Raw genomic sequence first — 14,997 nt, forward strand, 5'->3', positions numbered from 1 at the left:
AGTGGCTGCGGATCAGGGCCGGTTCACTGTGTCGCGCCCGCCGCGGCTGCCGGGGAGAATGATCGGCATGGCCACCTCCCCCACTTCACGCGGCACGCTGCCTCTCGCCGCCATGCTGCTCACCGCCACCATCGCCCTCTACATGACGCTCGTCGCCTTCGGGAACATCACCGACTTCGGCACCAACCAGCAGTTCGTCCGGCATGTGCTGGCCATGGACACCACGTTCAAGGACGAGGACCTGATGTGGCGGGCCATCACGAGCCAGACCCTTCAGGACGCCGCCTACATCGCGATCATCGCGTGGGAGACCGTCGCCGCGTTCGCCCTCATAGCCGGGAGCTGGCTGTGGGCCAGGCGTGATCAGCGGCGCGCCCGGCAATTGTCGACGTACGGGCTGCTGATGGTGATGCTGCTGTTCGGGGCCGGGTTCATCGGGATCGGCGGCGAGTGGTTCTCGATGTGGCAGTCCGAGGACTGGAACGGGCTGGACGCGGCGACCCGTGTCTTCCTGTTCAGCGGTGTCGTGCTGATCGTCAACCAGCTGTCGGACCGGGGGAATCAGGCTCCCGCTACTTGACGACCGCCACGGTCGTGCCGACCGTGCCGAACGCCCACAGTGCCGTGCCGTCCGCCTTCCGCATCCGGACTCCGCCCGTCTTGGTGCCGGAGGCGGCGGGCGGCGGTGAGGCGCCGTCGACCGCGTTGGAGAAGGCGACGGAGACGCCGTCCTTCGCGGCGAAGTACATGATGTGCTCGATCTGGACGCCGTCCGAGCCGGTCGTGCCCTCGTTGCGCGACGACACCGTGTACGAGCCGGGGTCGGGGCTGACCGTGCCCGGCCAGACCGTGAACGTACGGCGGCTGCCCTCGCTCGCGTCGACCAGCCACACCCGCTTCTCACCGACGGAGTAGACGACGCGCCGGCCGGTGCCGGAGCCGTCGGGCACCCGGGTCGGGACGGACGCGGTGGGGGTGGGCTTCGCACCCGCCGAGGCCGTACTTCTCGGCTTGGCCGATGTGGCGGTGGGGTGCGGGCCCCGGTCCGCCTGCACGGCAAGGACCGTCACCGCGGCTATCGCTCCCACGGTCAGCCCGGTCGTCCAGGCCCACGAGGGAAGTCGGGCAGGCACGGGCACGCATCTCCTCAGTCACGGGACCCCGTACGGACACCGGGGTTCCGATCATCGTACTGCGCGCATGCCCCTCCCCCGGCGGCCTCAGGGGGTCTTTCGGACCGGTACCGGGCCGGTGCCGGCGCCATGGGCGGTGGGGAGCGGGGCACGGGCGGGGGCCGGGTAGGAGAGGTGCACGAGGCGGGACTGCTCCTGCCGCATGTGCATGAGCGACTCGAGGATGTAGCCCACGAGCAGGACGAGGGCCGCGATGGTCATGATGGCGGCGGCGAGGATCGCCGTGGGGACACGGGGCACGGTGCCCGTCTCGATGAAGTCGGCGATGACGGGGATGCCGAGGATGACCGAGACCAGGGCCAGCACGCCCGCGACGACGGTGTGGACGAGTGAGGGCCGCTCGCGTCGCGCCAGGTCGAGGATGACCCGCATGATGCGCCAGCCGTCCCGGTAGGTGTGGAGTTTACTCTCGCCGCCCGCGGGCCGTTCCCGGTAGTCCACGACGACCTCGGCGGTGGGGAGGCGGAGGTGGAGGGCGTGGATCGTCATCTCGGTCTCCGTCTCGAACTCCCTCGCCAGCGCCGGGAACGACTTCACGAAGCGCCGCGAGAAGACCCGGTAGCCGCTGAGCATGTCGGTCACGTCGTTGCCGAACAGGGACCGCACGGCCCCGGTGAGCACCTTGTTGCCGACCGCGTGTCCCGCCCGGTAGGCGCCGTCGGCCGTCACCCGGCGGGCGCCCACGACCTGGTCGTAGGGCCCCTCGAAGAGCAGGTCCACCAGGTCACGGGCGCGGGCGGCGTCGTAGGTGTCGTCGCCGTCGACGATGAGCAGGGCGTCGGCGTCGACGTCGGCGAAGGCGCGCCGGATGACATTGCCCTTGCCCTTGCGGGTCTCCTCCCGAACGACCGCGCCCGCTGCCCGGGCGATCTCCACCGTGCGGTCGGTGGAGGCGTTGTCGTACACGTAGACGACGGCCTCGGGGAGGGCCGCCCGCAGGTCGCGGACCACCTTGCCGATGGCCGCCTCCTCGTTGTGGCACGGCACGACACACGCGATCGTCGGTTCCACGGCTGCTCCTCCCGGACCGGTGCCGAATGTGACGGATAGGACGAATATGACGAAAATCATGCGATATGGGCGGGTCTGGGTAGCGAGGGCGCGCCGGGTCGTTACGCTCACCGTGTGCCGGTCCTCGCATCTGCCGCGCTGCGTGCGCGTGACGCCGTCAAGGGCGTCTGGCGGGAGGCCGCCAAGTTCGGCGTCATCGGGGCCCTGGCCTTCGTCGTGGACAACGGCGGCTACAACCTGCTCGTCTTCGGTCTGCCCGGCGGTGCGCAGGGCGGGCCGATGCGGGCCGCTCCCGTGCAGGCGTCCGTCCTCGCGACGGCCGCCGCCGCGCTCTTCAGCTGGGTCGGGAACCGCTACTGGACCTACCGCGGCCGGCACCGCGAGCAGGTGACCCGCGAACTCGCCCTGTTCCTGGTCGCCAACGGCGTGGGGCTCGCCATCACCGCGGGCACGGTCTTCGCCTCCCGGCAGCTGCTCGGGCTCGACTCGGCGCTCAGCGACAACACCGCCCGGATCTTCGGCTGGGTGCTCGCGACGTTGTTCCGCTTCTACGCCTATCGGCGCTACGTCTTCGTCGCACCCTGAGCCGTTAGCATCCGGCTTATGGGACAAATGGGATGGATGCCGCGTGTGCGGCGCTGGGTCTGGGTGCTGGCCGCCGTCGCCGCCGTCTGCTGCCTGGGCACGATCCTCGTCTTCGCCCCCGGTTATCTGAGCCCCGACAGCCTCGAACAACTCCGTCAGGCCGAGGGGAAGCTGCCCCTGACGGACTGGCACCCGCCGGTGCTGAGCCTGGTGTGGCGTGCGTTGATCGCCGTGACCGGCTCGATCGCGTCGATGCTCGTCCTCCAGTGCCTCTTCTTCTGGGGCGCGCTGGGAGTGCTGTCCTGGTGCGTGTGGGGGCTGACCGGAAGCCGTGGTGGCTCACTGGCCGTGCTCGGCCTCGGGCTGGCCCCTTTCGTGCTGACGTTCGTCGGGGTGGTGTGGAAGGACGTCCACGCGGCGTTCGCGCTGCTCGCCGCGTGCGCGGTCGCGTTCACCGGGCTGCGGCTGCGGGACCGGGACCTGCGTCGTCCCGCCTTGCGGTGGGGGCTGCTCGGGCTGGGTGTGCTGTTCCTCGCGTACGCCATGCTGGTGCGCAAGAACGCCTTCTTCGCCGCGATCCCCGTCTTCGTCCTGCTGGTCCTCGCGCTGTGGCGCGCTCCCGGACGGCGTACGTGGGTGACGTGCACGGCGGCGCTCGTGGGCGCCCTGGTCGTGCCGGCCGCCGCCATCTCCCTGTTCGCCCGGCCCCTGGAGACGAAGCAGGGCGCGCAGATCATGCTCGACGACCTGGTCCACGTCCTGAGGGTGGACGAACTCCGCTCGGCGGACGTGTCACCCGCCCTGCGTGACCGGCTCGTCGCCTCCGCCGAGGAGTGCCGACGGGTCGGCGCCCTGTCGGACGCCTACTGGGCCTGCTACGCGCGCCCGGCGGACGGGCTGCGCTCCGACTCGGGCGAGATCACGTCCCTGTGGCTGGACGAGATGAGCGGGCATGTGCCGGGGTATCTCCAGTACCGGCTGCGGCTCTTCGCGAGTCTGCTGTTCGATACCGGCTACGTCTACAAAGCGGGGATCACTCGCAACGACCTGGGCGTCGAGGTGGCGCACCCCCGGCTGGAGGACACCCTCGGCACGTACGTGCGCGGCATGGCGAGTGACCTGCCGTGGCTGTTCCGCGGCTGGTTCTGGCTCGCCGTGGCCCTGGTACTGGCCGTCCGCCCGGGCACGGGCCTGTTCTCCATGCCGGTCCGCGCGCTGGGCATCAGCTCGGCGGCCTACATCCTCGGCTATCTGCCGATCATGCCCGCGACGGACTTCCGCTACCTCTACTGGCCGGCGATCGCCACCTCCCTCGGCCTGCTCCTGCTCTGGCTGGGCCGGGGCACGACTCCCCCACCACCGAAGAGCCCCGGCGCCGCCGCCGACCGTGCCGTGACGGCACATCAACCGGCGGATGCCGGGGGCCAGTAGACCGCCGGTCGGCGGGTTGTCGGCCCGGCAGGGCTTCAGGCCCCGGCAGGGCGCGAGGCCCCCGGCAAGGCGTCAAGCCCGGCAGAGCGTCACAGGCCGCCAGGGCATCAGACCCCGCAGGGCGTCACCCACCGCCAGGCCGTCAGGGTCCCGCAAGGCGTCAGACCGCCAGACCGGGCCGGTCCGACAGACCTGTAGCACGGGCAGGCCGCCAGGCCCTCAGGCCCGGCAGGCCACCGAGCCAGCAAGCCGCCAGACCGTCAGCCCTCAGCCCTCAGCCCGCCGAGCCGTCACACCGTCAGGCCCTCAGGCCGCCAGCCCGGGTAAACCGCCGCCCGGGCAAGCCGCCAGCCCGGGCAAGCCGCCAGCCCGTCAGACCCTCAGTCGAGAACCGGCAGCAGCTCCGGCAGATGGCCGTCCGAGGCGGCCGCCGCCTGCTGGCGGTCCTCGGGGACCTCTCCGTAGAGGGTGTTCCGGGCCTTGGCGGGGCGGCCGGCCGCGTCGGCTACCGCGATGAGGTCCTTGACCGACTTGTAGGAGCCGTACGAGGAGCCCGCCATACGGGAGATGGTCTCCTCCATGAGCGTGCCGCCGAGGTCGTTCGCGCCGGAGCGGAGCATCTCCGCCGCGCCCTCGGTGCCGAGCTTCACCCAGCTGGTCTGGATGTTGGGGATGTGCGGGTGCAGCAGCAGCCGGGCCATGGCGGTGACCGCGCGGTTGTCCCGCATGGTCGGGCCCGGGCGGGCGATCCCCGCCAGGTACACCGGCGCGTTGGTGTGCACGAACGGCAGCGTCACGAACTCGGTGAAGCCGCCCGTGCGCTGCTGGATGCCCGCGAGGGTGCGCAGATGCCCGAGCCAGTGCCGGGGCTGGTCGACATGGCCGTACATCATCGTCGAGGACGAGCGGATGCCCAGCTCGTGGGCCGTCGACACGACCTCGATCCAGTCGGCGGCGGGCAGCTTGCCCTTGGTGAGGATCCAGCGGACCTCGTCGTCGAGGATCTCGGCGGCCGTGCCCGGGATGGTGTCCAGGCCCGCTTCCTTCGCGGCCGTCAGCCACTCGCGGATCGACATGCCCGTGCGGGTCGCGCCGTTGACGACCTCCATCGGCGAGAAGGCGTGCACATGCATGCCGGGGACGCGTTCCTTCACCGCCCGCGCGATGTCGAAGTACGCCGTGCCGGGCAGGTCCGGGTGGATGCCGCCCTGCATGCAGACCTCGACCGCGCCGACGTCCCAGGCCTGCTGGGCCCGGTCGGCGACCTGGTCCAGGGAGAGGGTGTAGGCGTCGGCGTCCGTGCGGCGCTGGGCGAACGCGCAGAAGCGGCAGCCCGTGTAGCAGACGTTGGTGAAGTTGATGTTCCGCGTGACGATGTAGGTGACGTCGTCGCCGACGGCCGACTTGCGTACGTCGTCGGCGACCCGGGCGAGGGCGTCCAGGGCCGGCCCGTCGGCGTGCAGCAGGGCCAGCGCCTCGTCGTCGGTGAGCTTCGTGGGGTCGTCGGCGGCCGTGCGCAGGGCCTCGCGTACGTCCGTGTCGATGCGCTGCGGTGCCATGCCCGGGGCGGCGGCCTCGCGCAGGGCGCCCCAGTCGCCGTACACCTCGTCGAAGTCGTCCCGCCGGTCGGAGGTGCGGCCCTCGCTGTCGATCGTGGTGTGCAGGTCGGTGCGGCCGGACGCCGTGAAGACCTCCTCCGGCTCCTGCCACGGCAGTCCCTGCGGCAGCGCGTCGGGGCGGGCAAGCCCGGTCTCCGGGTCGGCCAGCGCCGCCACGTGCGGGCGCAGCCGCGGGTCCAGCCAGGGCTCGCCGCGCCGCACGAACTCCGGGTACACGCACAGGCGTTCCCGCAGCTCGAACCCGGCCGCCCGGGACTTCTCGGCGAGCTGCTCGATCTGCGGCCAGGGGCGCTCGGGGTTGACGTGGTCGATGGTCAGCGGGGAGACCCCGCCCCAGTCGTCGATGCCGGCCCCGATCAGCCGCTCGTACTCGTCGTCGACGAGGTTGGGCGGGGCCTGGATGCAGCCCGACGGGCCCATGAGCAGCCGGGCGACGGCGACCGTGGCGACCAGTTCGTCCAGTTCCGCGTCGGGCATGCCGCGCATGGCGGTGTCCGGCTTGGCGCGGAAGTTCTGGATGATGAGTTCCTGGACGCCGTGGTAGGCCCGGGTCACCTTGCGCAGCGCGAACAGTGATTCGGCTCGCTCGTCGTAGTTCTCCCCGATGCCTATCAGGACCCCGCTGGTGAAGGGAACGGACGAACGCCCGGCGTCCTCCAGCACCCGCAGCCGAACCGCCGGCTCCTTGTCGGGAGAGCCGTGGTGAGGGCCGCCCGGCTCCGACCAGAGCCGGGTCGCGGTCGTCTCCAGCATCATGCCCATCGACGGGGCCACCGGCTTCAGGCGCTGGAAGTCGGTCCAGCTCATGACGCCCGGGTTGAGGTGGGGCAGCAGGCCCGTCTCCTCCAGGATGCGGATGGAGATGGCCCGTACGTAGGCGAGGGTGTCGTCGTAGCCGTGCGCGTCGAGCCACTCGCGCGCCTCGGGCCAGCGGTCCTCGGGCTTGTCCCCGAGGGTGATGAGGGCTTCCTTGCAGCCGAGGGCGGCGCCCTTGCGGGCGATGTCCAGGACCTCGTCCGGGGACATGAACATCCCGTGGCCCTCGCGGCGCAGCTTGCCGGGGACGGTGACGAAGGTGCAGTAGTGGCACTTGTCCCGGCACAGCCGGGTCAGGGGGATGAAGACGCTCTTCGAGTACGTGATGACACCGGGGCGGCCGGCCGCCTCCAGACCGGCGTCCCGGACCCGGGCGGCCGAGGCCGACAGGTCCTCCAGGTGCCCGCCCCGGGCCTGGAGCAGCACCGCCGCCTCGGCGACATCGAGGGAGACGCCGTCCCTGGCCCGTTTCAGGGCGCGACGCATGGAGTTCTCGGTGGGGCCCGTTCCGGAGGTCGCGGAAGTCGTCATCCTTCGAGCATACGAGTGCGCTGATCAACGCGGGTGAGCCCCGTCAGTGGAAGGCCAGCCACCCGATGCCCAGGGCGGACGTGAGGCCCGCTGCGGTCACGGCGAGCGGCCTGTTGCGGTGCAGCGTGTACCAGACCAGCGCGGCGGTCACGAGCACGGCCAGCGTGCCGATCGCGGCGGGCAGCAGCCCTTTGCTGTAGCCGTACTCGTCGAAATGGCCCGCGAGCCTCGCTAAGAAGGCGATCCTCATGAAGCTCTCCCCCCATGGGCGACATGAATCCGGCCCGCAGTTTAGCCAGCTGCGCCGGTGCGGGTGGGCGGTGGTTGCTCGCGCAGTTCCCCGCGCCCCTGAAGGGATGGCCTGCGGCCCCCTTCAGGATCAGCACGGGGAGCAGCCGACCTTCAGGGGCGCGGGGAACTGCGCGACCGGCCACGACGGACCCGCAGTCGGCCACAGCCCCCGCCCGGCGGACGAGACGCCGACTACCCCACGAACACCCCGTACTCGTCCAGCGCCTTGAGCACCTCCCCCTCCCCCGCCGGAGGCAACTGCACCACGACCTCCTCGATGCCGAGGTCGGCATAGTGCGCGAGCTTGCCCGGGGTCGGGTGGACGGCGTACGGGACGACCTGGAGGGCCTCGGGGTCGCGGCCCGCCTCCGCCCAGGCCGTGCGCAGCCGGGGCAGGGATTCGGAGAGGCCTCGGCCGCCGATGGGCAGCCAGCCGTCGGCGTACTCGCAGATGTGGGCGAAGAGTTTGGGCCCGGCGGCCCCGCCGAGCAGCGTGCGCGGACCCACGACCGGGCCGCGCGGCTTCTGCACGGGCTTGGGGTGCGCGTGACTGGCCCGGACGCCGCCGAACTCCCCCTCGTACGCGACCGGTTCCTCCGACCACAGCGCCCGCATCAGCGCCATCCGGTCCCGGCCCAGCTCGCGCCGGGTGTGCCACCGTACGCCGTGGTCGGCGGCCTCCTCGACGTTCCAGCCGAAGCCGAGCCCGAGGGTGAACCGGCCGCCGGACAGATGGTCCAGGGTCGCGACCTGCTTGGCCAGGTCGATCGGATCGTGCTGGGCGACGAGCGTGATGCCCGTGCCGAGACCGAGCCGCTCGGTGACGGCGGCGGCCTGGCCGAGCGCCACGAACGCGTCGAGGGTACGGCCGTACTCGCGCGGCAGTTCGCCGCCCGCGGGGTACGGGGTGGTCCGCTCGACGGGGATGTGCGTGTGCTCGGGCAGATACAGCCCGGCGAAACCGCGGCCCTCCAGCTCCCGGGCGAGCCGGGTGGGGGTGATCGTCTCGTCGGTGAGGAAGATCGTTACGGCGATGCGCATGACGTATCTCTACCCGAGGGAGACCCGGGCGTCCATGCCGACCGGTCGGACTTTCAGGTGACGGTCGCGAGCGCCGCGTAGCCGAGGCCGGTCTCGGCGGTGGCCCACAGGGCAGCGGCGGCGGCGCTGTGGGGCGCGATGCGGTGGTAGGGCAGGCGGGTGGCGCCCGCGAGATGCGGGGTGAGGGTGCGGGCCACCGGGAGGAAGCGGGCCAGGAAGACGGCTCCGCCACCGCGGCGGTCCATCTGGGCCTCGGCCTGCCGCCAGGCGGCGGCGGGGATGCGGCGGCCCAGGTTCCCCGTGCGAAGGCGATCGCCCAGCAGGGCTCCGGTGCGGTGGGCGAGGAAGTCGCCGGTCACCGCCGCGGCCGTGGTGACACCGATGACCAGGGGCAGGCTCAGCGGTCCGGTGCGGGCCAGCGCCCCCGCCGCCAGCAACAGGCCGAGGCTGGGGACGAAGGCGCCGAGCAGCAGGACGGACTCGGCCAGCACCGCGGCGGCCAGCGTCGCGTAGGCGGCGGTGGCGGGGAGGTGACCGAGGAGGTCCGACGGGTCGGTCACCGGCCGGCTCCGGTGACGGCTCGCGGCTCGCCCCGCTCCTGCCGCCCGGCCCGGTACGGCCTCCGCAACTGCCAGACCCTGGCCGGCGGAAGGTTCGCCCACACCGACCAGCGGCCGGTGGCGTACCGGCGCTGGTAGGCGGCCATGACCTCCTGGACGGCGTGGTGCCGTCGGGCCTCGGCACGGGAGGACAGCAGGGCGCGGGCCTGCCGGGTGCCCAGGTAGGCGAAGTAGGTCAGGGTGCCGCCGGGGTGCAGCAGCCCCAGGTAGCGGGTCATGATCGCGTCGACGCCGTCCGGGGTGAAGTTGGTCAGCGGGAGGCCGGAGACGATCACGTCGTAGCGCTGTTCGCCGGGGAGGTCCTCGACGTAGGAGCGGTGGACGCTGACCCGCTCGGGCTCACCGGCCAGGTGCGGGTGGGTGTCGACGAGCCGGCGCAGCCGGTCGGCGAAGCGCGGGTTGGCCTCGACGACGTCCAGGCGGCTGCCCGGGGACAGCTGGGGTATCAGGGCGCGGGTGACCGCGCCGGTCCCGGCGCCCGCCTCCAGTACGGTCAGCGGCCCCGGGGCCAGGGTGCGCACCGGGTCGGTCAGCGCACGGGCGAGGGCCTTGCCGCTGGGGGCGACGGCGCCGGTGGTGCGCGGATCGCGTGCGGCTTCGGTGAGGAACGTCCAGTCCATGGTGCGTAGAGCCATGGCTTTGACGCTAGGAACCGGGCCGCACCCGGAGATCATGCCTTGTGCGGCCGTCATCCCCTACGAAAGTAGGGGATGGAAGGGGACTGAGGTCGGACGGCGGGCGGACCGTGCCCGCCTAGGATCCGACGGGTGAAACGGAGAGATGGCTTCCGGTGGAGCGCCTTCGGACGCTGGTGCCTGGTCGTGACGCTGACCGCCCTCGCCGTGCTGAACAGCGCCACCCCGGCCGGCGGCCGGTATCTGATCCCGGCCACCGTCGCGGCGGTGCTGTGCGGGGCGGCCCTGCTGGTGCGGCGGCTGCCCTGGTACGCCGCGGCCGGGCTGACCACCGTGGCGACCGGGCTGTGGGGGTGGCCGCTGCTGGTGCTGCTGCTCGTCGCGCTGTTCGACCTGGCGTCGCGGCGGCGTGCCTGGGCGGCGCTGACCTGTGCCGCGACCGCGCTGGTCGCCAACCTGCTCATCCCTCCGGCGATCTCGCTGTGGACCCCGCAGCAGTACGGCTCCACCCTGTTCGTGCTGCTGGCCCTGGTGGGCGGGCTGTGGGTGGGCAGCCACCGACGGCTGCTGACGGCGCTGGGCGACCAGGTCGAGCATCTGCGCATCGAGCGGGAGTTGCGCGAGGAGGCGGCCCGGTCCGCCGAGCGGTCCCGGATCGCGGCCGAGATGCACGACGTACTGGCGCACCGCCTGAGCCTGATCGCCCTGCACACGGGGGTCCTGACGACCAGGAGCGAGCCGCTGCCCGAGCCGGTCGTGGCACGTCTGGCCCTGCTGCGCACCGCCTCCACCGAGGCCCTGGCAGATCTCCGCGACGTCCTCGGGGCTCTGCGCGACCCCGGGGCGGAGCCCGCCGAAGCCGCTCCCGTCCCCGTCCTGCGCGCCGTGGACGAACTGGTCGAGCAGGCCCGGGCAGCGGGGCAGCGGGCCGAACTGCGGGTCGAGGGACGGCCCGAGCAGGCTCCGGCCTCGCACCGGCTGGCCGTCTACCGCCTCGTCCAGGAAGCGCTGACGAACGCCCGCAAGCACGCCGGAGGCGCCCCGGTGCGCGTCCACATCAGCTACCGGCCGCCCGCCACCACCGTGGAGGTCACCAACGCCCCCGGCGGCCAGGCCGGGCACGCCGTCGCCTCCGGGTTCGGGCTGGTCGGGCTGCGCGAGCGCGTCACCTCCCTCGGGGGCGACCTGCACGCCGGGCCGGGCGGGGCCGGCAGCTGGCGACTGGCCGCGCGCATCCCCCACCCTCACCCCGTCCCCGTCGAACAGAACGGCACCCCCGCATGATCCGCGCCCTGATCGCCGACGACGACGCCCTGGTCCGCCTGGGCCTGGCCGACCTCCTCGACGGGGACCCGGGCATCGAGGTCGTCGCCCAAGCCTCCGACGGACTGCACGCCGTCGAGCAGGCCACCGCGCACCGCGCCGACGTCGCCCTGGTCGACGTACGCATGCCCCGCATGGACGGCATCACGGCCACCGCCCGGCTGCGCGCCCTGCCCCACCCGCCGAGGGTGATCACACTGACCACCTTCGATCTCGACGAGTACGTCTACGACGCCCTCGCGGCCGGGGCGGACGGCTTCCTCCTGAAGGACACCGACCCGGCCGAGATCCTGCGCGCCGTCCATCTCGTCGCCGCCGGCTCGGCGATGCTCCACCCCAGCGCCGCCCGCCGCCTCATCGACCGCTACCACCGGTCGGGCGGACCGCGGGCGAGAGCCGCCCGGGCCGGCCTCGAACGGCTCACACCCCGGGAACGCGACGTGTTGGCCCTGCTCGCCCAGGGCGAGACCAACGCCGACATCGCCGCCCGCCTCGGCATGCGCGAGTCCACCGTCAAGGCCCATGTCAGCCGCATCCTCACCGCGCTGGAGGTCACCAACCGGGTGCAGGCGGCCCTGCTGGCCCGGGACGCGGGGCCGACGGCCTGACCCCGGCGGGCTGTTTCCCTGTTCCCCGCCGTCCAATTCCCTTCCCTTGCACGCCGGTTCACGGGTGGCTACAAGGGTGCACAGGCACCACCCCGCACCACACCCATGCCACGTCACCGACGACACCCTGGGAGCAGCAGCATGTGCGAGGACCATCAGGTGGACAGCCACGAGGGCGGCCGCGGCGGGCTCGCCCGGCGCGCTCTGTTCGTGACGGGAGCCGCCGCCGCGCTTACGTTGGGAAGCGTGAGCTTCGCTGCAGCGGCCGACGGGGACCAGGAGACCAGAACGGTGCGGGGCACCCTGCCGCCCGGCTCCCCCGACTTCGTGTACGTGCCCGTCGAGGTCCCGGCCGGGGTCCGGGAGATCAAGGTCGCCTACACCTACGACCGGCCGTCCGTCCCGGCCGGCACGACGGGCAACGCCCTCGACATCGGCGTCTTCGACGACCGCGGCACCGAGCTCGGCGGCCGGGGCTTCCGGGGCTGGTCGGGCGGCGCACGCACCGAGTTCTTCGTCCGTGCCGACGACGCGACGCCCGGCTACCTCCCGGGACCGGTGCGCGAGGGCACCTGGCACATCGCGCTCGGCCCGTACACGGTCGCCCCGCAGGGCCTGTCGTACGAGATCACGATCACGCTGACGTACGGCGAGCCGGGCGAGGCCGCCCGGCCGGTGTATCCGCCGGAGCGGGCCAAGGGGCGGGGGCGTGCCTGGTACCGGGGCGACTGCCACCTGCACTCCTGGTTCTCCGACGGCCGCCGCACCCCCGCCGAGATCGGGGCGCTGGCGCGGGCGGCGGGGCTGGACTTCATCAACTCCTCCGAGCACAACACGCACTCGGCGCACGCGCACTGGGCGGATGTGGCCGGGGACGACCTGCTGGTCATGCTGGGCGAGGAGATCACCACCCGGAACGGGCACGTGGTGGCACTCGGCACCGACCCGGGCACGTTCATCGACTGGCGCTACCGTGCCCGCGACAACCGCTTCGGCCGGTTCGCCCGCCAGATCCGGCGCGCCGGCGGCCTGGTCGTCCCGGCCCATCCGCACGCCACCTGCGTCGGCTGCAACTGGAAGTTCGGCTTCGGCGAGGCCGACGCGGTGGAGGTGTGGAACGGCCCCTACACGCCCGACGACGAGGTGACGCTGGCCGACTGGGACAGCATGCTCGTGGCGTCCGTGCGGGGCGAACGCGGCTGGATCCCGGCGATGGGCAGCAGCGACGCCCACCGCGACCCGGACCCCGTCGGCAGCCCCCAGACGGTCGTCCTGGCCGACGACCTGACCCGGGAGGCGATCCAGGAGGGCATCCGGGCGGGGCGGTCGTACGTCGCCGAGTCCGCCAGGGTCTCGCTGTCCTTCCGGGTGTCCGGCGGGCGCGGCGAACACGCCGGCATCGGCGAGCGGCTCACCGTCGGCCGCGACACCCCGGTCACCGTCCGCCTGGAAGTCACCGGCGCCCCGCGCTGCACGGTCCGCTTCGTCACCGACCAGGGCGTGCTGCACACCAGCGCGCCGCTGCCGGTGGCGGGCGCGGGGGTGGTGGAGTGGCACACGACGCCGTCGTACGCGGCCTACGTACGGGCGGAACTACGGCACGAGGCCGCGGCCGGCCCGCTGCCGGGGCCGCTGGCGGCGTTCACGAACCCGGTGTTCCTGGGGCGTTAGCTGCCGCGGGATGTCCGCAACGACGTGCGCGAACGGACGTCCGGCTCACCGGGAGTCCTGGGATCTCAGGCTCCCGTGTGGGCGGCTGTGTGTCGCGTCAGCGTGCGAACTTCTCGACGGCCGCTGGGGTGACGGGGGTGAAGAAGTTGACGAGGTTGCCGTCGGGGTCGCGGAACAGCAGCGACCGGTTGCCCCAGGGCATCGTGGTGGGCTCGGTGACGAAGTCGGTGACGAAGCCGGTCAGGTTCTGGCGAACGCGGTCCACGTCGTCGACGAGGAACTCGGTGATCACGCTGTGGTTGTCCGCCGGGCGGGCAGAGCCCGGGGCGAACAGCGGGACGGTCCGGGTGCCGGCGATCGCGAGGGTGGCGCCCCCGGCCTTGAGTTCGGCGAAGTCCTCCGTGGCCCACGTCGCCCGCGCCCCTGTGGCTCGCTCGTAGAACTCGACGAGGCGCGCCACGTCGCTGGTGATGATGCGGATAGAGACGAAGTCCATGGGGATCTCCTTGGCTGTGCTGGAGGCGTGCACGTCGCAGACTAGGAGAAATAGTGGACAGAATCGGTCCGGTATTCGCCGTAGGGTGTGCGCATGCCCCGACCCACCGGCCGCGTGCTGACACTCCTGGAGTTGCTGCAGTCGGGCGGCACTCGGACAGCGGCCGAACTCGCTGACCGGCTCGCCGTCGAAGAGCGCACCGTGCGGCGGTACGTGGACCAGCTGATCGACCTGGACGTGCCGGTGGAATCGGTGCGCGGCCGCTACGGCGGGTACCGGCTCGCCCCCGGGTACCGCTTGCCTCCGCTCATGCTCAGCGACGACGAGGCGCTGGCCGTGCTGCTCGGCCTGGTCGCCGGCCGCCGAGCAGGGTTGACGACGACGGAGCACACGGCAAGCGAGACGGCATCGGCCAAGATCCGGCGGGTGCTGCCCAAGCACATCGCCCATCGGCTCGACACACTCCTGGAAGCTCTCGCCTTCACGGATCAGCCCGGCGAGTCCGACACCCCGGACGCCGAGGTCCTGCTCGCCGTCGCCGATGCGGTGCGCCACTGCCGACCGGTCTCGATCCGCTACACCGACCGCGAAGGACGGCACAGCGAACGCACGCTGCACGCGTACGGGATCGTCGCCCATGCGGGCCGGTGGTACGTCACGGGCAAGGACGCCCGGATCGGCGAGGACCGAACCTTCCGGCTCGATCGCATCGCAGACGCGCGGACCCTGCCCGGCTCGTTCGAAGTACCCGTGGGCCCCGGTCCGGCACAGCGCGTGTTGTCAGCGTTCGCCACGGCCGAGTACCGGCATGAGGTGACCTTGCGGATCCACGGCACGGTCGGGCAGATCCGCGCCCGCCTTCCCGCCGGCGTCGCGAGCCTGGAGGAGCACGAGCCCGTGGCAGGCGAGGACCGGGAAACCGAGCGCTGGCTGCGCGTCGAGCTGCGGGCGGAGCGGCTCGACTGGCTGCCTCCGGTACTCGCCTCACTCGACCGGCCGTTCGTCATCGAGCGCCCCGATGAACTGCGCGACCTCGTCACCGCGCTCGCCGATCGCCTCACGTCCTGCGCCCGTCAAGCCTGACAGGCCGGCCGGCAGCCCGCCCGCACCCCCGTACGAAGGAGAC

The 14,997-nt window shown here is 72.4% G+C and carries 15 protein-coding genes; 7 read left to right on the plus strand and 8 right to left on the minus strand.

Annotated features, from left to right (window positions below; genetic code table 11):
- The first annotated feature begins 67 nt into the window (after nucleotides 1-67).
- Nucleotides 68-580 (plus strand): DUF2165 domain-containing protein, encoded by a 513-nt coding sequence (locus tag ACZ6I3_RS09380; RefSeq protein WP_469413167.1) that lies wholly within the window; start codon nucleotides 68-70, stop codon nucleotides 578-580.
- Here ACZ6I3_RS09380 and ACZ6I3_RS09385 read toward each other — a convergent pair.
- Complete coding sequence (locus tag ACZ6I3_RS09385; protein ID WP_469413168.1) at nucleotides 573-1,133, minus strand: hypothetical protein; 561 nt, start codon at nucleotides 1,131-1,133, stop codon at nucleotides 573-575. The two genes, ACZ6I3_RS09380 and ACZ6I3_RS09385, sit on opposite strands and share 8 nt — an antisense overlap.
- An 87-nt stretch (nucleotides 1,134-1,220) precedes the next feature.
- A complete protein-coding gene (locus ACZ6I3_RS09390) occupies nucleotides 1,221-2,204 on the minus strand; it encodes a glycosyltransferase family 2 protein (RefSeq protein ID WP_469413169.1) in 984 nt (327 codons plus the stop codon).
- A gap of 114 nt (nucleotides 2,205-2,318) precedes the next feature.
- Between ACZ6I3_RS09390 and ACZ6I3_RS09395 the strand changes: the two genes are divergently transcribed.
- A complete protein-coding gene (locus tag ACZ6I3_RS09395; RefSeq protein WP_469413172.1) occupies nucleotides 2,319-2,789 on the plus strand; it encodes a GtrA family protein in 471 nt (156 codons plus the stop codon).
- Between the two features lie 18 nt (nucleotides 2,790-2,807).
- Nucleotides 2,808-4,220, plus strand: a complete 1,413-nt coding sequence (locus ACZ6I3_RS09400; RefSeq protein ID WP_469413174.1) for a hypothetical protein — start codon at nucleotides 2,808-2,810, stop codon at nucleotides 4,218-4,220.
- Nucleotides 4,221-4,600: 380 nt separating this feature from the next.
- Here the strand turns inward: ACZ6I3_RS09400 and ACZ6I3_RS09405 are convergent, their stop codons facing one another.
- The 5 genes from ACZ6I3_RS09405 to ACZ6I3_RS09425 form a co-directional block, all read right to left on the minus strand.
- Nucleotides 4,601-7,186, minus strand: coding sequence for a bifunctional FO biosynthesis protein CofGH (locus tag ACZ6I3_RS09405; protein WP_469413176.1), 2,586 nt, complete (start codon nucleotides 7,184-7,186; stop codon nucleotides 4,601-4,603).
- Between the two features lie 43 nt (nucleotides 7,187-7,229).
- A complete protein-coding gene (locus ACZ6I3_RS09410; protein WP_469413178.1) occupies nucleotides 7,230-7,436 on the minus strand; it encodes a hypothetical protein in 207 nt (68 codons plus the stop codon).
- Nucleotides 7,437-7,669: 233 nt separating this feature from the next.
- A complete protein-coding gene (locus ACZ6I3_RS09415) occupies nucleotides 7,670-8,518 on the minus strand; it encodes an LLM class F420-dependent oxidoreductase (protein ID WP_469413180.1) in 849 nt (282 codons plus the stop codon).
- A gap of 53 nt (nucleotides 8,519-8,571) precedes the next feature.
- Nucleotides 8,572-9,078, minus strand: a complete 507-nt coding sequence (locus ACZ6I3_RS09420; protein ID WP_469413182.1) for a DedA family protein — start codon at nucleotides 9,076-9,078, stop codon at nucleotides 8,572-8,574.
- Complete coding sequence (locus ACZ6I3_RS09425) at nucleotides 9,075-9,773, minus strand: class I SAM-dependent methyltransferase (RefSeq protein ID WP_469413183.1); 699 nt, start codon at nucleotides 9,771-9,773, stop codon at nucleotides 9,075-9,077. The genes ACZ6I3_RS09420 and ACZ6I3_RS09425 overlap by 4 nt, the downstream gene beginning before the upstream one ends.
- Nucleotides 9,774-9,905: 132 nt before the next feature.
- On the opposite strand from ACZ6I3_RS09425, the gene ACZ6I3_RS09430 reads away from it, so the two are divergent.
- The 3 genes from ACZ6I3_RS09430 to ACZ6I3_RS09440 all read left to right on the plus strand — a co-directional run bounded on the left by ACZ6I3_RS09430 (nucleotide 9,906) and on the right by ACZ6I3_RS09440 (nucleotide 13,375).
- Complete coding sequence (locus ACZ6I3_RS09430) at nucleotides 9,906-11,057, plus strand: sensor histidine kinase (protein WP_469413185.1); 1,152 nt, start codon at nucleotides 9,906-9,908, stop codon at nucleotides 11,055-11,057.
- Complete coding sequence (locus ACZ6I3_RS09435) at nucleotides 11,054-11,704, plus strand: response regulator (protein ID WP_469413188.1); 651 nt, start codon at nucleotides 11,054-11,056, stop codon at nucleotides 11,702-11,704. The genes ACZ6I3_RS09430 and ACZ6I3_RS09435 overlap by 4 nt, the downstream gene beginning before the upstream one ends.
- Before the next feature lie 141 nt (nucleotides 11,705-11,845).
- Complete coding sequence (locus tag ACZ6I3_RS09440; RefSeq protein WP_469413190.1) at nucleotides 11,846-13,375, plus strand: CehA/McbA family metallohydrolase; 1,530 nt, start codon at nucleotides 11,846-11,848, stop codon at nucleotides 13,373-13,375.
- Nucleotides 13,376-13,472: 97 nt separating this feature from the next.
- Here the strand turns inward: ACZ6I3_RS09440 and ACZ6I3_RS09445 are convergent, their stop codons facing one another.
- Complete coding sequence (locus ACZ6I3_RS09445; protein WP_469413192.1) at nucleotides 13,473-13,871, minus strand: VOC family protein; 399 nt, start codon at nucleotides 13,869-13,871, stop codon at nucleotides 13,473-13,475.
- Nucleotides 13,872-13,964: 93 nt separating this feature from the next.
- On the opposite strand from ACZ6I3_RS09445, the gene ACZ6I3_RS09450 reads away from it, so the two are divergent.
- A complete protein-coding gene (locus ACZ6I3_RS09450; RefSeq protein ID WP_469413194.1) occupies nucleotides 13,965-14,954 on the plus strand; it encodes a helix-turn-helix transcriptional regulator in 990 nt (329 codons plus the stop codon).
- Nucleotides 14,955-14,997: the final 43 nt, after the last annotated feature.

This window comes from Streptomyces sp. NPDC041940, from assembly GCF_055589465.1.